At 60.2% G+C, this 20566-nt stretch carries 14 protein-coding genes and 1 tRNA gene; 3 read left to right on the top strand and 12 right to left on the bottom strand.

Translation table 11 applies throughout. From position 1 onward, the window contains the following. Window positions 1-167 precede the first annotated feature (167 nt). Window positions 168-1649 carry a glutamate--tRNA ligase gene (gene gltX / locus CKW30_RS00330; RefSeq protein ID WP_095180271.1) on the bottom strand — a complete coding sequence of 494 codons (1482 nt, stop codon included), beginning with the start codon at window positions 1647-1649 and terminating at the stop codon, window positions 168-170. 277 nt (window positions 1650-1926) lie between these two features. Further along, on the bottom strand, window positions 1927-3942 hold the full coding sequence (uvrB, locus tag CKW30_RS00325) for an excinuclease ABC subunit UvrB (protein ID WP_016773919.1): 2016 nt from the start codon (window positions 3940-3942) through the stop codon (window positions 1927-1929). A gap of 337 nt (window positions 3943-4279) precedes the next feature. On the opposite strand from uvrB, the gene CKW30_RS00320 reads away from it, so the two are divergent. After that, complete coding sequence (locus CKW30_RS00320; protein WP_016773918.1) at window positions 4280-5476, top strand: amino acid aminotransferase; 1197 nt, start codon at window positions 4280-4282, stop codon at window positions 5474-5476. A gap of 227 nt (window positions 5477-5703) precedes the next feature. Continuing rightward, window positions 5704-5904, top strand: coding sequence for a hypothetical protein (locus CKW30_RS00315; protein ID WP_016773917.1), 201 nt, complete (start codon window positions 5704-5706; stop codon window positions 5902-5904). Here the strand turns inward: CKW30_RS00315 and CKW30_RS00310 are convergent. Continuing rightward, window positions 5901-6131: a hypothetical protein gene (locus CKW30_RS00310; protein ID WP_024012377.1), complete on the bottom strand. Its 231-nt coding sequence runs from the start codon at window positions 6129-6131 to the stop codon at window positions 5901-5903. The two genes, CKW30_RS00315 and CKW30_RS00310, sit on opposite strands and share 4 nt — an antisense overlap. Before the next feature lie 219 nt (window positions 6132-6350). Here CKW30_RS00310 and CKW30_RS00305 point away from each other — a divergent pair. Further along, a tRNA-Asn gene (locus CKW30_RS00305) sits at window positions 6351-6426 on the top strand. A gap of 114 nt (window positions 6427-6540) precedes the next feature. Here the strand turns inward: CKW30_RS00305 and CKW30_RS00300 are convergent. From CKW30_RS00300 to mgtA, 9 genes are all read right to left on the bottom strand, one after another. Continuing rightward, window positions 6541-8064, bottom strand: a complete 1524-nt coding sequence (locus CKW30_RS00300) for a nucleobase:cation symporter-2 family protein (protein WP_095179487.1) — start codon at window positions 8062-8064, stop codon at window positions 6541-6543. Between the two features lie 278 nt (window positions 8065-8342). Beyond that, the gene (locus tag CKW30_RS00295) at window positions 8343-9176 is read right to left on the bottom strand and encodes an arylamine N-acetyltransferase (protein ID WP_095179486.1); all 834 of its coding nucleotides are present in this window, start codon (window positions 9174-9176) and stop codon (window positions 8343-8345) included. A 101-nt stretch (window positions 9177-9277) separates the two neighbouring features. After that, window positions 9278-10072 (bottom strand): exodeoxyribonuclease III, encoded by a 795-nt coding sequence (gene xth, locus CKW30_RS00290; protein ID WP_095179485.1) that lies wholly within the window; start codon window positions 10070-10072, stop codon window positions 9278-9280. Between the two features lie 83 nt (window positions 10073-10155). After that, window positions 10156-11598, bottom strand: a complete 1443-nt coding sequence (locus tag CKW30_RS00285) for a mechanosensitive ion channel family protein (protein WP_095179484.1) — start codon at window positions 11596-11598, stop codon at window positions 10156-10158. 330 nt (window positions 11599-11928) lie between these two features. After that, complete coding sequence (locus CKW30_RS00280; RefSeq protein ID WP_095179483.1) at window positions 11929-12795, bottom strand: pirin family protein; 867 nt, start codon at window positions 12793-12795, stop codon at window positions 11929-11931. 158 nt (window positions 12796-12953) lie between these two features. Further along, complete coding sequence (locus CKW30_RS00275) at window positions 12954-16160, bottom strand: transporter substrate-binding domain-containing protein (protein WP_095179482.1); 3207 nt, start codon at window positions 16158-16160, stop codon at window positions 12954-12956. A 10-nt stretch (window positions 16161-16170) separates the two neighbouring features. Further along, window positions 16171-16803: a response regulator transcription factor gene (locus tag CKW30_RS00270; protein ID WP_056784337.1), complete on the bottom strand. Its 633-nt coding sequence runs from the start codon at window positions 16801-16803 to the stop codon at window positions 16171-16173. A gap of 125 nt (window positions 16804-16928) precedes the next feature. Beyond that, window positions 16929-17363, bottom strand: a complete 435-nt coding sequence (locus CKW30_RS00265) for a hypothetical protein (protein ID WP_041478514.1) — start codon at window positions 17361-17363, stop codon at window positions 16929-16931. 230 nt (window positions 17364-17593) lie between these two features. Beyond that, a complete protein-coding gene (gene mgtA, locus CKW30_RS00260) occupies window positions 17594-20293 on the bottom strand; it encodes a magnesium-translocating P-type ATPase (RefSeq protein ID WP_095179481.1) in 2700 nt (899 codons plus the stop codon). Between the last annotated feature and the right edge of the window lie 273 nt (window positions 20294-20566).

Raw genomic sequence — 20566 nt, 5'->3', positions numbered from 1 at the left:
ATCTTAAGGGCGTATCGAAAGCCTGTCAAACTTATTTTTGAAAAATTTCAAAATTTTTTGCCGGGATAACAATCACTTACCGCCCTCCCCCGTAAATTCGGGAGAAACGCCGAAGGCAGGATCAAAAGATCACAGCCTTCGGCAGTCCTGCAAAGAAGCAAAAGCAATCAGGCGATGGCGCCCAAGAGCTTTTCCCATTCCTTGTTTTCTTTCTTCGATACGCCGCCCAGCAGGTCAATCGCCTGGCGCAAGCGGAAACGGGTGAGATCCGGGCCGAGGATTTCCATCGCATCGAGCACCGACACCGAACTCGCCTGCCCAGTGATCGCAGCAAACATCAGCGGCATCGCGTCGCGCAGTTTCAGCTCCAGAGATTCGACCACCGCCTGGATCGTCGCGGTGATGCTGTCCTTCTCCCACTGCCGCAGGCTTTCCAGTTTCCACAGGATCAATTGCATCAACTGGCGAACCTGATCGCCGGAGAGCTTTTTCGACTCAAACAGCTTGGCATCCGGATTCACGCCGCCGGCAAAGAAGAACCCCGCCAGCGGTGCGACCTGGCTGAACGTTTCAACCCGACCCTGAACGTGCGGCGCGATTTTCATCATATAGTCGGAATTGAACGCCCACTTCTGCACGCGGGCGGCAAACTCTTCCACCGGCAGATCGCGCAGCCACTGGCCGTTGAGCCACGACAGCTTCTCGATATCGAAGATCGGCCCGCCGAGGGAAACGCGCTTGAGGTCGAAGTTGTCGACCATTTCCTGCAGCGAGAACTTCTCGCGCTCGTCCGGCATCGACCAGCCCATGCGGCCGAGGTAGTTGAGCATCGCTTCCGGCATGAAGCCCATGCGCTCGTAGAAGGTCACCGAGGTCGGGTTCTTGCGCTTGGACAGCTTGCTCTTGTCCGGGTTACGCAGCAGCGGCATGTAGCACAGTTCCGGCTGTTCCCAGCCGAAGTATTCGTACAGCAAAATCAGTTTCGGTGCCGATGGCAGCCATTCTTCGCCTCGCAGCACGTGGGTGATGCCCATCAGGTGATCGTCGACGACGTTGGCGAGGAAGTACGTCGGCAGGCCGTCGGTCTTCATCAGCACCTGCATGTCCATGCGATCCCACGGGATCTCGACGTCGCCACGCAGCATGTCCGGCACCACGCAGACGCCTTCATTCGGCACCTTCATGCGGATCACGTGCGGTTCGCCAGCAGCCAGGCGCGCCGCGACTTCTTCCTTCGACAGCAGCAGCGCGCGGCCGTCGTAGCGCGGAGTTTCGCCACGAGCCATTTGCTCGGCGCGCATCTGATCGAGTTCTTCAGCGGTGCAGAAGCACGGGAACGCATGGCCCATGTCGACCAGTTGCTGGCAGTACTTCTGGTAGATGTCGCCGCGCTCGCTCTGCCGATACGGGCCGTGCGGGCCGCCGACATCCGGGCCTTCGCTCCAGTCGATGCCGAGCCAGCGCAGGGCGTCGAAGATCTGCTGTTCGGACTCGCGGGTCGAACGCAACTGATCGGTGTCTTCGATGCGCAGGATGAACTCACCGCCATGCTGCTTGGCAAAGCAGTAGTTGAACAATGCGATGTAAGCGGTACCTACGTGGGGGTCCCCGGTAGGCGATGGCGCGATGCGAGTGCGGACGGTGGTCATGGCTTGTCTCGAAAAAATGAAGAGCAGAACAATCAAGCGGCGAATGGTAACAGGCGACACCCGCCCCGCTCCAGCGGGCAGGGTATTTAAGCCAGATGCCCTAAGCCCTTCGGATGGTGTGAAGGCCATTCGCGAGCAGGCTCGCTCTTACAGAGATACACAATGATCGTTCCCACGCTCTGCGTGGGAAAGCATCCTGTGACGCTCTGCGTCACGCGAGCGATGGGACGCAGAGCGTCCCGGGCGGCATTCCCACGCAGAGCGTGGGAACGATCCCTTAAACCGTAAGCAATCGTTCGCGCAGTTTGGCAATCTCGTCACGCATCTGCGCCGCCGCTTCAAACTCCAGATCCCGCGCCAATTGGTACATCTTCTCTTCCAGCGCGCGGATGCGTTTGGTGATTTCGCTTGGCGAGCGCAGTTCGGCTTCGTACTTGGCGTTCTCTTCGGCGGCCTTGGCCATGCCTTTGCGCTTCTTGCTGCGCGAGCCCGGTACGGTGGCGCCTTCCATGATGTCGGCGACGTCCTTGATCACACCTTTCGGGGTGATGCCGTTCTCAAGGTTGAAAGCGATCTGCTTCTCGCGACGGCGCTCGGTCTCACCAATCGCCCGCTCCATCGAACCGGTCATGCGATCGGCGTAGAGAATCGCCCGGCCATTGAGGTTACGCGCCGCGCGGCCGATGGTCTGGATCAGCGAGCGCTCGGAACGCAGGAAGCCTTCCTTGTCAGCATCGAGAATCGCCACCAGCGACACTTCCGGCATGTCGAGGCCTTCACGCAGCAGGTTGATCCCGACCAGCACATCGAACACGCCGAGGCGCAAATCGCGGATGATCTCGACGCGCTCGACGGTATCGATGTCCGAGTGCAGATAACGCACGCGCACGCCGTGGTCGGCGAGGTAATCGGTCAGGTCTTCGGCCATGCGCTTGGTCAGCGTGGTGACCAGCACACGTTCTTCGATCGCCACGCGCTTGGTGATTTCCGAGAGCAAGTCATCGACCTGAGTCAGTGCCGGCCGCACTTCAACCTGCGGGTCGACCAGGCCGGTCGGCCGCACCACTTGTTCGACCACGCGCCCGGCGTGCTCGGCTTCATAGTTGCCAGGCGTCGCCGAAACGAAAATGGTCTGCGGGCTGACCCCTTCCCACTCGTCGAAACGCATGGGCCGGTTGTCCAGCGCCGAAGGCAGGCGGAAGCCGTACTCAACGAGGGTTTCCTTGCGCGAACGGTCGCCCTTATACATCGCGCCGACCTGCGGCACGCTGACGTGGGATTCGTCGATCACCAGCAAGGCGTCGGCAGGCAGATAGTCGTAAAGCGTGGGTGGCGCCGCGCCGGATGGACGCCCGGAAAGGTAGCGCGAGTAGTTTTCGATGCCGTTGCAGTAACCCAGTTCGAGGATCATCTCGAGGTCGAAACGGGTGCGCTGCTCCAGGCGCTGGGCCTCCACCAGTTTGTTGTTACTGCGCAGGTATTCGAGGCGCTCCTGCAATTCGACCTTGATGCCTTCGATGGCGTCGAGCAGGGTTTCCCGAGGCGTCACGTAGTGGCTCTTCGGATAGAAAGTGAAGCGCGGCATCTTGCGGATGACTTCGCCGGTCAGCGGATCAAACGCGGAAATGCTCTCGACCTCGTCGTCGAAAAGCTCAATGCGGATCGCTTCCAGATCGGATTCCGCCGGGAAGATATCGATCACATCACCGCGCACGCGGAACGTCGCCCGGGCAAAATCCATGTCGTTGCGGGTGTATTGCAGGTCAGCCAGGCGCCGCAACAGCGCGCGCTGATCGAGCTTGTCGCCGCGATCCACGTGCAAGACCATTTTCAGATAGGTTTCCGGGCTGCCCAGACCATAGATGCACGACACCGTGGTGACGATGATCGCGTCCTTGCGCTCCAGCAACGCTTTCGTCGCGGACAGTCGCATCTGCTCGATGTGGTCGTTGATCGACGCGTCCTTCTCGATGAAGGTGTCGGACGACGGCACATAGGCTTCGGGCTGGTAGTAGTCGTAATAGGAAACGAAGTATTCAACGGCGTTGTTCGGGAAGAACGCCTTGAACTCACCGTACAACTGCGCGGCCAGGGTCTTGTTCGGCGCCAGAACCAGCGTCGGACGCTGTACCTGGGAGATGACGTTGGCGATGCTGAAGGTCTTGCCCGAGCCGGTCACACCGAGCAATGTCTGGTGCGCCAGTCCGGCGTCAATGCCCTCAACCAACTGGCGAATGGCTTCCGGCTGATCGCCGGCAGGCTCGAAGCGGGTGACTAGCTGGAATTCCGACATACACACCTCTGGATTCGCGGCGCTCCGCGTCAGACGGAGCACCACGAGGACGACCGCAAACGACCGATGTCGCGCAAGAAAAAACCTGGATTGTGCTGAATGTGGTGGCGATTGCCTGACCTTTCAAGGCAAACGTCCTACATCCGGTAAAGAGTCTGACAAAGTCAATCGACTAACGGTCCAGAAATAATCGGAAAAACTTACCCCAAAAGCCGATTCGCCTGTCGCCATTGCGCGGTGATGGCCTCTATACTAGCTCCCCGTTTGTGCACCGCTCTAGTGCATTCGGCTGGAGCGCTACACGTCCCTCCACTCTCCATTCAGAGCCGCCGTAATAATGAGCCTGTTCTCCGCTGTCGAAATGGCACCCCGCGATCCAATCCTGGGCCTCAACGAAGCATTCAACGCCGATACCCGGACCACCAAGGTCAACCTGGGCGTAGGCGTGTACTGCAACGAAGAGGGGCGAATTCCACTGCTGCGCGCGGTGATCGAAGCCGAGACGATTCGCGTCGCGCAACACGCTTCGCGCGGTTACCTGCCGATCGATGGCATCGCTGCCTACGACCAGGCCGTGCAGAAACTGCTGTTCGGCAACGACTCGCCGCTGATCAGCGCCGGTCGCGTCATCACCACTCAGGCCGTCGGCGGGACCGGCGCGCTGAAGATCGGTGCCGACTTCCTCAAGCAACTGCTGCCGAACGCCGTCGTGGCGATCAGCGACCCGAGCTGGGAAAACCACCGCGCGCTGTTCGAGACCGCTGGTTTCCCGGTGCAGAACTATCGTTACTACGACGCTGCCACCCACGACGTGAACCGTGCCGGCATGCTCGACGACCTCAACGCCCTGCCGAACGGCTCGATCGTTGTCCTGCATGCTTGCTGCCACAACCCGACCGGCGTCGACCTGACCCCGGCGGACTGGAACAAGGTACTGGAAGTGGTCAAGGCCAAAGGTCACGTGCCGTTCCTCGACATGGCTTACCAGGGTTTCGGCGACGGCATCGATGAAGACGCCGCCGCTGTGCGCCTGTTCGCCGAATCCGGCCTGACCTTCTTCGTCTCGAGCTCGTTCTCCAAATCGTTCTCGCTGTACGGCGAACGCGTTGGCGCACTGTCGATCATCAGCGAATCGAAAGAAGAAAGCGCGCGCGTGCTGTCGCAGGTCAAGCGCGTGATCCGCACCAACTACTCCAACCCGCCGACCCATGGCGCCAGCATTGTTGCTGCGGTGCTGAACAGCCCGGAACTGCGCGCACAGTGGGAAGCCGAGCTGGCCGAGATGCGCCTGCGCATTCGCGGCATGCGCGAGCAGATGGTTGCCCTGCTGGCGGAAAAAGCCCCGGGCCGCGATTTCAGCTTCGTCGGTCGTCAGCGCGGCATGTTCTCCTACTCCGGCCTGACCACTGAACAAGTGCATCGCCTGCGCAACGAGTTCGGCATCTACGCCCTGGACACCGGCCGCATCTGCGTGGCTGCCTTGAACCAGAGCAACATCAAGGCTGTGACGGACGCGATCGTTCAGGTCATCTGATTTCGCCGCGCGATGAAAAACGGGAAGCCTTTGGGCTTCCCGTTTTTATTTGTCCCTGGAACCGCCGTGCAACCTCTAGACTGCACACAATTCAAAGTGTAGGAGCTGACGAGTGCAACGAGGCTGCGATCTTTTGATCTTGTTTCCAAGATCAAGATCAAAAGATCGCAGCGTTCCGCAGCTCCTACCGGTTTTGTGTACACCCGAGATTTTTGAAGAGAACCCACATGAAAAACGACAACCTGCGCGCCGACCGTGACGACCTGGATGATTTCATCCCGCGCGCTCCGGCCAAGCGTGAAAAGAGCCTGGTGCTGCAAGTCGCCACCGGGGTATTCCTCGGTGGCCTGGCCCTGTGGCTGGTGCAACTGGCGGCGACAGCGGCCTATGCCAAGCTGATGCTCGGCACGATTACTTTCGGCAGTTAAGCCAGTTCAGCCGAGCGCTGGGTGGCGGCATCGTCGTAAATCACATACAGCGATTCGGCGACCTGGCTTTTGATGGCCTTGCTGCTTTCGAGACCGAGGACGAAACCTTCGGCCTTGCCGCCGGCGCGGTTCAATTCTTCGGCGGTACTGGCGCCGGTGATTGCATCGAAGAGTTTTTCGGCGTGCGGGCCGATCCCTTTGGGCAGGCTGATCTGTGCGGTGCTCATGCGAGCACCTCGGTGTTGCGAGTGATTTGAATCATGGCGCGTACCTTTGCGGCGAATGGCCGGTAGCGCGTGTGACCACTTCCGGGCTGCCATGGTAGACCTCTGAAGTCTTTCTGGTAACCGTCAATCGCTGACAAAATGCCGTCCGTCCCGCTGAATCACATAAATCGCCAGGCGACGCTTGACTTCTCTTTTTGAATCAGTAACATACGCACCAATTCCGCAATAGCTCAGTTGGTAGAGCAAGTGACTGTTAATCACTGGGTCCCTGGTTCGAGTCCAGGTTGTGGAGCCAAATAGCAAAGCCCCTGAATCGCAAGGTTCAGGGGCTTTATTTGTAGGCGCATTAAAAATACCAAAAGGCCGATCTGTTTGGGCATATCGGCCTTTCCTGTTTCAGACGCAGCGGTCAGACATGTTCGCTGCTTTTCACCTGCACCTTCGGCGCGCCGTGGCCATGATCATGGTCATCCGGCTCGATCACCGGCACTTCCTTGCCATCGCAATCATGCAGCTTGCCGTCACTGAAGTAATCGCCTTCACGCAGCGCGGCGAGATCGCGATAACGCAGCGTGCGCTCTTCGGCTGCGGCGAACACCGACTGTTGATCCGAGTTGCCGGTCGTGAAGTGGTTGAAGGCCAGATTGAGCAGGATCGCCATGATTGCCGATGAACTGATGCCCGAATGGAAAATCGTCGCGAACCAGCTCGGGAAGTGATCGTAGAAGTTCGGCGCTGCGATCGGGATCATGCCGAAACCGATCGAAGTGGCGACGATGATCAGGTTGACGTTGTTGCGGTAGTCCACCTTCGACAACGTGCGAATGCCACTCGCCGCCACGGTGCCGAACAGCACGATCCCTGCGCCGCCGAGGACAGAAGTCGGCACGGCGGCAATCACCCGGCCCATGAACGGCAGCAGCCCGAGGACGACGAGAAACAGACCGCCGGTGGCCACCACGAATCGGCTCTTGATCCCGGTCACCGCCACCAGGCCGACGTTTTGCGCGAAAGCACTTTGCGTAAACGAACCGAAGATCGGCGCAAACATGCTCGACAGCATGTCGGCGCGCAGGCCGTCGCCCAAGCGTTTGGAATCTACCTTGGTGTCAATGATTTCGCCCACGGCAAGGATGTCTGCCGAGGTTTCCACCAGCGTCACCATGACCACAATGCACATCGACAGAATCGCGGCGAAATGGAAGGTCGGCATGCCGAAGTGGAACGGTGTCGGGAAGCCGAACATGGGGCCGGTGGTGACACTGGAGAAATCCGCCATGCCGAGGAACACCGCCAGCACCGTGCCGATGACCATGGCCAGCAGAATCGACAGCCGAGAAATGGTCGCGCTGCCAACCTTGCTCAACAGCAACACCAGCACCAGCGTCACCGCTGCCAGACCGATGTTCTGCATGCTGCCGAAGTCCGGCGCGTGGCTGTTGCCACCCATTGCCCAGCGTGCGGCCACTGGCATCAGCGTCAGGCCGATAGTGGTGATCACAATGCCGGTGACCAACGGCGGAAAGAACTTGGTGATGCGCGAAAACACTGGCGTGATCAGCAAGCCGATCAACGAGGCGCCAATCACCGCGCCCAGCACCGATTGGAAACCGCCCTCCCCGCCACTGCTGACGATCGCGACCATGGTCGCCACACCAGAGAACGATACGCCCTGGACCAGCGGCAGCTGACAGCCAAAAAACGGCAGACCCAGGGTTTGCAGCAACGTCGCCAGCCCCCCCGCAAACAATGAAGCAGCAATCAACAGACCAATGTCCGCCGGCGACAGACCGGCCGCCTGGCCAATGATCAGTGGCACCGCAACGATACCGCCGTACATGGTCAGAACATGTTGCAGGCCGTAAGCCATATTCGCGCCGACCCCGAGGTTTTCGTCCTCGGGCCGTTGGTGTGAAACATGGGGCGTTTTCATGGTGGGGGGTTCCCTGGTTTTTGTTATGCGCACACTGTATTCAATACTCAGGACAAATGTCCATAGAGTTGTATACAACTTGTCAGTCACATAATGGTTAGGTAGCCATCCAACCTTCTAGTCTGCGCTTCTTGCCCCAACAAATTCGGCAACACATCCCCGCTGCGTCCGCGCCAGTGCCCACCAGGCTGAAGTGTTCAAGGCGACCGACGGTGCAGTCGCGCTCTTTCAGCGGCAATCGGGGAGATCCGTCGCGTATTGGAGCCTGATGTAAAGCCTTAGATGGAGGCTGGCGCGATGACCCGAGCCAGCGCTTGCCGCACACGCGGTGAATCAGGCACTTGAAGATCAAACTCACGCCGCAGCAATTTCATCAGCTCGTCGACATCCGCCACCTCGCGCCGCTCACTGTCCGCGCCCATGTGATGAATGGCAAAACTGCCGTTGTTCAGGGTTTTGCGCCAACCAGCGCCGGTGCGCGCCAGCATCAGGCGCTGGGCAAAAGGTGACTCGGGATGCGTCGAGACGTACCAGTTGCCGACGGTGTAATCGATGTCTTCCTGGCGCTGCAGATCAAACAGGTACATCGGCCGCCATTCACCTGCGACCTTGGCGCGCAGCAGGTAGCCATCGGTTTGCTTGTCGATGCAATAGGGTTCGTGTGGGGTGGGTTGTTCATGTTCGCTGTCGAGCAAAAGCGGCGCGGTGGGCACCATGCCGCCAAAGCCGACGTCGGCGATATAGCGAGTGCCGTCGATGGTGACCAGGCTCAAACGATGGGTGCGCGCCGTCCAGCTGCCTTCCGGTTGATTCATCACCACGCGCCCGCTGATGCCGCGCGCCTCAAATCCCAGTTCAAGCAAAAGCGCATAAAACAAATGATTGAGCTCATAGCAGTAGCCGCCCCGCCCTTGGTGCAGCACCTTGCTTTCGATGGAGTCCAGGTCGATCGACACCGGTTCACCCATGATCGTAGCCAGATTTTCGAAAACAAATTCGGCGGTATGGCGCAGTTGCAACTGACGCAACGTATCCAGCGTCGGTGGCGGCGGCGCATCGAAACCCAAACGTTGCAGATACAGATTGGTATTGCTCAGCCGTGGCGCACTCATTGCTCGATCCTTATGCGTGGGGCCGCAGAACACTGCGTGGATGTTGCCCTGTATACGGGATCAAGCACGGCTTCCGACAATTGATTTCGCCAATCGCCTGGTCAGCGCTTTTTCCGCGAGCCGATGCGAATCCATGTCGGTGCATGGTCGCTGGCGTGCGGTTCGTTGCGCACCCAGGCGTCGACGCCGGCATCGTGCAGATACGGGCTCAATGCCGGGTTGAGCAGCAGGTGGTCGATGCGCAGGCCGGAGTTGGTTTGCCAATGGTTACGGAAATAATCCCAGAAGGTATAGATGCGTTCTTCGGGATACACGTGGCGCAGGGAATCGGTCCAGCCCTGGCCCAGCAGGCGCTGATAGCACTCGCGGCTTTCGGGTTGCAACAAAGCATCCTTGAGCCAGGATCGCGTGTTGTAGATGTCCATGTCGGTGGGCACGACATTGAAGTCACCGGCGAGCACCACCGGGTGATCGCTGCTTTGCAGGTCTTTGGCGTAATTGATCAGACGCTCGAACCAGGCCAGTTTGTAATCGAATTTCGGCCCCGGCTGCGGGTTGCCGTTGGGCAGATACAGGCAACCGACCAGCACACCGTGCACCGCCGCTTCGATATAGCGGCTGTGCGTGTCATCGGGATCGCCGGGCAAACCGCGTCGACTCTCCAGCGGCTGCGCATCACGCGCCAGAATCGCCACGCCATTCCATGACGCCTGGCCCTGCCAGATCGCGCCGTAACCGGCGGCCTCCAGTTCGGCGGCGGGAAATGCGCTGTCGACTGACTTGAGCTCTTGCAGGCAGGCGATGTCCGGCTGCTCGCGCTTGAGCCACTCCAGCAGATTCGGCAGCCGCGCGCGCATGCCGTTGACGTTGAAGGTGGCGATTCGCAGGTTTTTCATCGTCTGCAACTCCTGCCCGGTGGGATTGCAAATTGTGACCCTGAGAACGGCGCGCAGGTTGCATCGAATGACAATGCGACAGCTCAGACGCGATTACGCAGCCATTGCAGGAAGCCTCTTTTCGGCGCGACCACGGGCGCTTCCTCGGTCAGCGACTGCGCCTTGTGCAGGCGGAAATCGAGCAACGCCTGCATCGCATCATGGATGTCATGGCGCGCGTCCAGGCACGGTTTCAGGTAGGACTTCTCGATGCGATACAGGGCGCAGAAAGTCTTCGCGGAAAAATCCGCCGGCAGCGCGGTGTCGGAGAGAATCCCGGCCTCGCCGATCACCTCGCCCGGCCCCATGCGCCCGGATTCCAGGGGTGCACCATGGCGCTTGAGCGTCACCGAAACCACGCCGGATTCAATGATGAACAAATGATCGCTGACCTCCCCGCCCGCCAGAATCGTTTCGCCGGCGCGGAAGGTTTGCAGGGTCATGTTCTGGCTGAAGGTGTCTTTCTCTTCTTCACGCAGAGTCGAGAAGATCGGTGAGCTTTCCAACAACGCCCTTGGCCGCGACAACTGCGGTGCGGCGCTGGTCTCGTTGCTCGACAGCAGGTTGACGCCGGAGGCCTGCAAATGCCGGTAAGCGAGGTCGAACAACTGATTGCGCACCACGCGCTTCTCGCCCATCGAGGCGACAAATCCACTGATTTCGTATTCCGCGCCGCCGCTGGCAGAACTCTTCAACGATACGCTCGGCGCCGGCGTGTCGAGCAATTGCCGGCAACCCTGCATTGCCCGCTCCAGCGCCTCGATCACTGAGCTGGGCCGGGCATGGGGGCTGACGGACACGCTGACGGAAACGCCGAACATATTGCTCGGTCGGCTGAAGTTGATGATTTTGGCTTTCGCCGCCAGCGAGTTGGGTATCACGGCCATGCTGCCCTGGCTGGTTTGCAGACGCGTGGCGCGCCAGTCGATGTCGGTGACGCGGCCCTCGGTGCCGTCGATGGAGATCCAGTCATCGAGTTGATAGGGCTTGGTGGTGTTGAGGACGATGCCGGAGAACACGTCGCTCAACGTGCTCTGCAAGGCCAGACCGACGATGATCGCCAACGCGCCGGACGTCGCCAGCACGCCTTTGACCGGCAGATCGAGCACGTACGCCAGCGCCGCAATGATCGCGATGAGGAAAATCACCGCGCCGAGCAAGTCCTGCAACAGCCGGCCGGTATGGCCGACCCGCTGCATCATCACCGCGCCGATCAGCACCGTCAGGGTGCGCGCACCAAACAGCCACCAGCCGATCTGCAGCCCGGTTGCCGCCAGATGCAGCGGCACGTTGTCGGCCCACGGCGCCGGTTCCATCGGGTTGAGACCTTCGTTGAACAGCACCATGCTGAACAGGGCGAAAATCAGCACCCGCACCAGCAGCTTCCATTCGCTGCCGCGAGAGCTGATCAGCCGCCACAGGCCAAGATCGAGCAGGATCAGGATCAACGCGCTAAACAACGGGTGTTCGGTCAGCAGAGACAGCATCAAACAACTCCGACAAAGGCCAATCGCGAGAAGATCGCACAGATTGGCACAGTGTAGGAGCAATTGATTTCGGTGGATGAACCGCCGCTTGAAAACACTGCGAAACCCTGTAGGAGCTGACGAAGGCTGCGATCTTGAAGATGTGGGACGCGGAGCGTCCCCGGCTGCATTCCCACGCAGAGCGTGGGAACGATCAGACGCTGAAAAACCTGTGGGAGCGAGCCTGCTCGCGAAGGCGTCCTGTCAGTCACTACCTCTTCGACTGAATCAGAGCATTCGCGAGCAGGCTCGCTCCCACAGGGGAGTTTCAGTTGCCAGTAAAGCTCGGGGTCAGGCGTGCATCCGGCCAAAACGCCCGGACTGGAAGTCGGCGAAGGCCTGATGAATTTCCTGCTCGGTGTTCATCACAAACGGGCCATGGCCGACGATCGGTTCGTCGATCGGCTCGCCGCTGAGCAGCAATACCACCGCGTCTTCGCTGGCCTGGAGAGTGAGTCGATCACCGTCGCGTTCGAACAGCGCCAACTGCCCGACCCCTACCGATTCCGCGCCGTTGACCTGCACCGAACCCTTCAACACCACCAGTGCGGTGTTGCGTCCTTCGTGCAGATCAAGCGTCAGCAGCTTGCCGGCATTGAGGCGCAGATCCCAGACGTCGATCGGCGTGAAGGTGCGCGAAGGTCCGGTGTGCCCGTCGAATTCACCGGCGATCAGACGCAGGCTGCCGGCGTTGTCCTTGAGCGCGATGTTCGGAATGTCGCGGTCGAGAATGGTCTGGTAACCCGGCGCGGCCATTTTGTCCTTGGCCGGCAGGTTGACCCACAGCTGGACCATTTCCAGCTTGCCGCCGGTTCTGGCGAAATTCTCCGAATGAAACTCTTCATGGAGGATGCCGGACGCTGCGGTCATCCACTGCACGTCGCCCGGGCCGATGGTGCCGCCGCTGCCGGTGGAGTCGCGGTGTTGCACTTCGCCGTCGTAAACGATGGTCACGGTTTCAAAACCACGGTGCGGGTGCTGGCCGACGCCACGCTGTTCGGTGGTCGGGGTGAATTCGGCGGGACCGGCGTGATCGAGCAGCAGAAACGGGCTGATGTGCTTGCCCAGGTTGTCGTAAGAGAAAAGTGTGCGCACCGGAAAACCATCGCCGACCCAATGGCCGCGCGGGCTGGTGTAAATGCCGATGATATTTTTCATGGGGTCTCCAATGTGTAAATGCACTGGATTAAGCCTAAAGGCATATCGAATATTCGACTAGATGGCGGAAATCGGCTTGAGTGTTCCATAGGCAGAACAATTGATTTGGTGATGCGCTATTCGCGAGCAGGCTCGCTCCCACAGCAGACTGCATCGGTTCAGAGGCACCGTGCGAGGCCGTGCATGGCGTCGCGCAGCTTGCCGATGGCACGCTCGATAAACGCGTTATCACCGTCTCGGCACGCCGTGTCCAGATCTGCACACGCCGCAACAACCCGCGCAGCGCCGACCATTTGCGCGCCGCCCCTGATGCGATGGGCCAGCTCACGCAGGCCGTTGCGGTCGCCGACGTGGATATGATCCAGAGCCTGGAGATCATCGCGCAGGCTGTTGCCGACTTCGTTGCGCAAACGCTCGATCAACGAGTGATCGGTCCCGGCCATCTGCTGCAAGGCACTCAGGTCAATCTCGACCGACTCGGCGCCAGGCGGTTCATCTTCGTGAAGCTCGCAACGGCGGGCGCCGTTCATGGCTTCAGCCAGATCGTGCAAGCGAATCGGTTTGAACAGGCAGCCGTCCATGCCGGCATCCAGACAACGCAGGCGCTCTTCGATCTGCGCGTTGGCCGTAAAGCCGAGGATCAGACAGGGCCTGCGGCCGCTGGCGGCTTCTTCGTTGCGAATCGCCTGTGCCAGTTCATAGCCATTGCGTCGCGGCATGTTGCAGTCGGTGATCACCACATCGAAGGCCTGGGTTCGCCAGCGGTCCAGCCCCTGTTCGCCATCGCCCACATCTACCGTGCGATGCCCGAGTTCGCTCAATTGCCAGCACATCAGCAAGCGGTTGACCGGGTGATCGTCCACCACCAACACGCTTAATACACAGGTCGCGGCTGCCGCCTCGGGCGTTGCCAGTGTGGTCGTCACCGACGTCAGCAGCGACAACTGGATATTGATTTTTACTCGCGTGCCTTGCCCGAGATCACTATCGAGACCCAGCGTGCCGCCCATCATTTCGCAGAGATTACGGCTGATCACCAACCCCAGGCCGGAACCGCTGCGCGCCGCTTGAAGGCTATTACTCGCTTGAACGAACGGGCTGAACAGGCGCTTTTGATCTTCAGCACTTATACCGATGCCGCTGTCTTCGATCAGCACTTGCACACTCACTTGCTCGTGCGATATCGCAACGATCTGCAGTCGCAGGCTGACGTCACCTGACTGGGTGAATTTGATCGCATTGCTCAACAGGTTGGACAGCACTTGTTTGAAGCACGTCGGATCGACCAGCACATCCACGTCGGCGCGCGGATCAAGTTCGATGCGCCACAAGAGCCGTTTCTGCCGCGCCAGCCCTTCGAACACCCGACATACCGACGACACCGTCTCCCGCAGGTTGGCCCGCTCGGGCGCGAGGGACAAATGCCCCGATTCGATACGAGCGATATCGAGAATGTCGCCAATCAACGCCAATAATTGCTGGCCGGCATTCGACGCCACCTGAATTGCGAGTCGATCGGTCACGCCCTCCTCTGCGCGCTTGAGGGCCAGTTCGAGCATGCCGATCAGGGCGTTCATCGGCGTGCGGATCTCGTGGCTCATGGTCGCCAGAAAAGTGCTCTTGGCCCGACTGGCTTCGTCCGCCGCGTCCTTGGCCTGTTGCAGTTGCAGCAACCATTGCTGACGCTGGTGGATCTGCCGGCGCTGCCAGCCAATCCACAGCAGTGCCAACAGAAGCAAGGCAGCTGCGCTGGCGAAACCCAGCAGAATCTCCTGACGGTGGCGCAGCCAGTAGCTGTTCTCGACCACTACATCGTGGCTCCAGCGCTCCACCAGTTCATCCATTTGCTGCGGCGCAATGCTCAGTAACGCCTTGTTCAGGATCGAGTGCAGCAATGCCGATTGCGGCGCCGTGGCCAATGCGATGCGCGCCGGCTGATCGCCAACGGTGCCGGTAATTCGCAGGCGATCGCGGTACTGCCGGGCAATCAGAAAACGCGCCACCAGCAACGAGCTCACCGTTACGTCGACCTGTCCTCGGGCAATCAGCGCCATGCCTTCGGCGGGGCTTTTCACTTCGACCAGACGTAGTCCGGGCACGCGTTGCAACAGGTATTCGCGCAACGGGTGGCCGCGATAGATGGCCAGGCGTTTGCCCGCCAGGTCGTCGAGCGGCAATGGATGTGGCCCGTTCGCCGCACTGACCAGCACGAACGGATTGTTCAGATAGGCGCGGGTGAATTGCAGTTGCGCTTCCCGCTCGGTGCTCGGCGTCACTACCGGCAGGACATCAAGTTCACCCGCCTGGAGCTGCTCGAACTGATCGTTCAACGAGGTGCCACGCACGATCTCGAAATTCAGCCCGCTGCGCTGAGCGATGAGGCTCAACAACTGCGCTGCCAGGCCGTTGAAGCGTCCATCGGCATCGAAAAACGCCAACGGCGCGAAGTCTTCGACCGCGCCCACCCGCACCACCGGGTGCAGATCAAGCCACTGCTGTTCAGCGGCGCTGAGCTGTACCCGCGACTGTTCGGCCATCTCGGCGAGGCCAACGCTCCAGCGCTGTTCGATCAGATGCCGACGTTCCATGGGCACGGCCAGCAAGGCCTTGTCGACGATGCGTTTGAGCACCACATCGCTGCGCAACAACGCAAAGGCGAACGGATTGGCATCAAGCCCCGACGGCCCGGCCAATTGCAGGTCGTTGCGATAGTTGGTGTTGATCAGATAATTGGCGCTGATGAAGTCGCCCAGGTACACGTCGTCGGCACCGAAGGCGACCGCGCCGAGTGCATCCATGGCCGAAGCATAAAGCTGCACGTGGGCGCCGGGGTAGAACGCCTGAACATGGGCCAGTGGCAGGTAATCCTCGACCATGGCGATGCGTTTGGCCGTCAGGTCGGCGGTCAGCTTCTCGTCGTGACGCGTGACCAGCATAGGCTGATCTTCAGCATACGGCCGCGACAGAACAAAGGCCGGATCCGCCGCTTCGAAACTGTTCGAGGTGCCCAAGAGATCAACGTCAGCGCGCTTGAGTGCGGCCATCAGTGCCGGCCGATCGGCGAAACGCCGCACTTCGATCCTGATGCCGAGCAGTTGCGCCAGCAGATCGGCGTAATCGGCGGTCAGCCCTTCCAGCTCATGCTGTTGGCGGGTGATTTCGAAGGGCGGGTAATCCGGGCCGGAGATGCCCATGCGCAAAACTGGATGCTCACGCAGCCACTGGCGCTCCCGATCATCGAGGCGGACCTGGATACACCCAGGTTCGAGGCGCGCCAGCACCTCCAGTGTCTGCGGTTGGTCATTCGCCCCGACCGAGGCAACAAGCCCCAGCCACAGTCCTAAAACCCGCAGTCCCTGCGTCATGTCGAGGTACTCAGATCAAGTGATTGCGCTTGGCGAACTCACGCAGAAGCACCAGCGAACCCAGGCCAAGTTTCGCCATCATGCGGGTCTTGTAGGTGCTGACGGTCTTGTGACTCAGGTGCATCTCCTGGGCGATGGCTTTGTTTGGTTTGCCCAACGCCAGGTTCACGAAAATGCATAACTCTCGATCGGACAGCTGAGCGATCAGCTCCTGTTCAGTGCGTTGCACCGCGTTGTACAGACCGCTGGTATTGGGCAACGCAGAGAAATAGGTGTGGCCGGACATCAGCGCCTTGATAGCATCGTGCAGCAGCGTCAGATGATTGCTCTTGGTCACGTAACCCCGCGCGCCCGCGCGCAAACAGCGCTCCTGGTAATGCGTGGGCTCATGCATGCTGAACACCAGGATCCGGCAGCGTGCCGTCGGCGCTTTGATCTGGATTCGCGTCAGCACTTCCAGCCCGTCCATGGACCCCAAGCCGAGATCGAGCACGACCAGGTGTGGATCATGCGCGCAAATCAACGGCACGACTTCATTGCCATTGGACGCTTCATGAATCTGCGTGAAGCCTTGAGCCTGCAGGACAATTCGAATGGCCGCGCGCACGACTGGGTGATCATCGACGATCAGCGCTGACTTCATTGGTACTCCTGCAAAATCGAAGACACCGCAACAGTCTGTCCCGGAGTCGGTGGCCGCGCCGGCACTGTTACATGGATGAGCAAGAGAATCACCTGTCAGGTCTGACAGTTGTGCAGAGTGGTTTTTTATGCATTGGCATGGCGCAACGACGCGTGAGAGTCGGGCGGTGCCTGGCGTTCGTCGCAAGCTTCGACTCTCGCCATCACCTGCCCGATGAGCTGTGAATTGGGCAATGGCGTCGGGCTGATCTGCGCGTTTTCCTGAGCAAACCCCGCAACCGCCAGCAAGGGCGCCGACGGTTCGTTGTAGATCAGAGCGTGGCGAACCTGTGGGTGATCGAGCAGAAAGCCCGACAGATCGAGGGAGCCTGCCGCCAGCTCGGCATTGATCACCAATACATCGAACGGCTCGCAGCCGTAGTCGACCAGCGTCAACAGTTCGCCGAGATTCTGCACCGGGGCGACGCGGTAGTAGCCGAGCGAGTTGAACAGGCGCTCGATTTTCATGCGATGAAAATGCTGCGGGTCGGCGATCAGGATGCGCAACGCTTTGTTGCTCATGGTCATTCTCCCGGTGAGGTTTGGGGAGGGCAAGACTACGCAAGCGTCGGGGATAGCTCTGTAGGACTTTTCCTAAAAAGCAGGCCATTCATCCGGCGCCCCAGACGCACCAATATCCCCTGTGGGAGCGAGCCTGCTCGCGAAGGGGCTATACCAGTCAGAGACGTATTGACTGACACGGCGCCTTCGCGAGCAGGCTCGCTCCCACAGGGGAGAGCATTCCATGGCTGCTATTGCCAGCCGAATCGACGGATGTAGAAGCCTTTCACCGCTTGGGTCAAAGCCATGTACGCGAGCAGAATCATTGGCAGAAACGCGAAATACAGCGACGGCAATGCCTGCAACTTGAAGTAATGCGCCAGCGGGCCCATGGGCAGGAAGATGCCGACTGCCATGATAATCGCCGTCATCACCATCAGCGGCATGGCTGCACGGCTTTGCAGGAACGGAATCTTCGGCGTACGGATCATGTGCACGATCAGCGTCTGGGTCAGCAACCCGACCACGAACCAGCCGGACTGGAACAGCGTCTGGTGATCCGGGGTATTGGCGTCGAACACGTACCACATCAAGGCGAAGGTGGTGATGTCGAAGATCGAGCTGATCGGGCCAAAGAACAGCATGAAGCGCCCGACGTCAGCCGGCTGCCAGCGCTGCGGCTGTTTCAGCATCTCGTCGTCGACGTTATCGAACGGAATGGCAATCTGCGAAATGTCGTACAGCAGGTTTTGCACCAGCAGGTGCATCGGCAGCATCGGCAGGAACGGGATGAATGCACTGGCCACCAGCACCGAGAACACATTGCCGAAGTTGGAGCTGGCAGTCATCTTGATGTACTTGAGCATGTTGGCGAAGGTACGCCGCCCTTCGAGCACGCCCTCCTCCAGCACCATCAGGCTTTTTTCCAACAGGATGATGTCCGCCGCTTCCTTGGCGATGTCCACCGCGCTGTCCACGGAAATGCCGATGTCGGCGCTGCGCAGCGCCGGCGCGTCGTTGATGCCATCGCCCATGAACCCGACCACATGGCCGTTGCCCTTGAGCACACGGACGATGCGCTCCTTGTGCGACGGCGTGAGTCTGGCGAAGACGTTGGTCGTCTCGACCGCCACCGCAAGCTCAGCATCGCCCATGCGCTCAATGTCATTGCCCAGCAGCAAACCCTGTTGCGCGAGGCCGACCTCGCGGCAGATCTTTGCTGTGACCAGCTCGTTGTCACCGGTCAACACCTTCACCGCCACGCCGTGCTCGGCCAAGGCCTTGAGCGCTGGCGCGGTGCTTTCCTTCGGCGGATCGAGGAACGCCACGTAACCGATCAGCGTCAGTTCCTGCTCATCGGCCAGGCTGTAAATCTCGCGGCCTGCTGGCATTGAGCGAGCCGCGACCGCCACCACGCGCAGACCTTCGGCATTGAAAGCGCCGGTGACCTGGCGAATCCGCGCCAGCAATTCATCGCTCAATGCCTCATCAACTTCGCCGTGACGCACCCGGCTGCACACCGCCAGCACTTCTTCCACCGCGCCTTTGCAGATCAATTGGTGGGGCTGAGCGCGGCCCTCCACGACCACCGACATGCGCCGGCGATTGAAATCAAACGGGATTTCATCGACCTTGCGAAACGCACTGCCGACTTTCAATTCGCGATGGATTTCCACGTGTTCCAGCACCGCCACATCCAGCAGGTTTTTCAGGCCGGTCTGGTAGTAGCTGTTGAGGTAGGCCAGTTCCAGCACAGCGTCAGAATCCTCACCCCAGACGTCGACATTACGCGCGAGAAAGATCTTGTCCTGAGTCAGGGTGCCGGTCTTGTCGGTGCACAGCACGTCCATGGCGCCGAAGTTCTGGATCGCGTCGAGGCGTTTGACGATGACTTTTTTGCGCGACAGGAACACGGCGCCTTTGGCCAGGGTCGAGGTGACTATCATCGGCAGCATTTCCGGGGTCAGGCCGACGGCAATCGACAGCGCGAAGAGCAGCGCTTCGGTCCAGTCGCCCTTGGTGAAACCGTTGATGAACAGCACCAGCGGCGCCATGACGAACATGAAGCGGATCAGCAGCCAACTGACCTTGTTGACCCCCTGCTGAAACGAGGTCACCGCCCGGTCCGTCGCGCCGACCCGTTGCGCCAACGCACCGAAATAGGTGCTGTTGCCGGTGGTGAGAATCAGTGCAATCGCGCTGCCGGAGACAACGTTGGTGCCCATGAACAGAATATTGTCCAGCTCCAGCGGGTTACGCGTGTCGCGATCGGTGTGCCGGGTGAATTTCTCCACCGGCATCGATTCACCGGTCATCGCTGCCTGGCTGACGAACAGATCCTTGGCGCTGAGCACGCGGCAATCGGCGGGAATCATGTCGCCGGCCGAGAGCACGATGAGATCGCCGGGCACCAGTTGCTTGATCGGCAGCTCCCGGCGTGGGCCATCGCGGCGCAGCACCGTGGCGGTGTTGCTGACCATGGCTTTGAGCGCATCGGCGGCCTGATTGGATTTGCTCTCCTGCCAGAAGCGCAGCAGCGTCGACAGCACCACCATGGAGAAAATCACCACGGCCGCCTTGAGGTCTTCGGTCAGCCAGGAGATCACCGCGAGTAAGGTCAGCAGCAGGTTGAACGGGTTTTTGTAGCAGTGCCACAGATGGGTCCACCACGGCAGCGGCTGCTCGTGTTCGACCTCGTTGAGGCCATGTTGCGCGCGCAGTGCATCGGCCTCGACTTCGGTAAGCCCCTCGCCGTGCGTGCCCAGCGCTGACAGCAACGCAGCGCTGTCTTCATGGGCGGCAGCGACCAGCGTGTTGGCCAGCGTCGGCGGCACTTCACGGCTGACCAATGTGTCATTGATCGAATCCAGCAGCGCCAGACGACGGAAGTGCCGGGCGATGTGGCGGCTGCGCAGAAAGCCTGCGAAAAATTCCTTGAGCGTGAGTTTCATGGCTGTGTCCCCTGTGGTCAGCCGGGAAACCGTCGAGCAGGTACCGCCGCGCCCTGGCACCGGGACAACCGGCACGGCAAGGCGTAGCGCGCCCGTCGGGAATGACAGGCGTGTCGATAGGCTGCGATGACGACTGAGGTCGCCATCACGCTTGGTTCAGCGTCGATGAGAAGGACGTCGAGAAACGATCCAGAACTGGCCGTGCACGGGATGCCGCTGCTCGCTGTTACGGCGAGACAACGGCAGGGAAAGGCTGCGCGTTATCTTGCCGAG

This window comes from Pseudomonas sp. Irchel 3F6, from assembly GCF_900187595.1.
Classification (GTDB): Bacteria; Pseudomonadota; Gammaproteobacteria; order Pseudomonadales; family Pseudomonadaceae; genus Aquipseudomonas; species Aquipseudomonas siliginis.
Note: the sequence above shows the minus strand (reverse complement) of the source record. Positions and strands in the feature narration are given on the sequence as shown.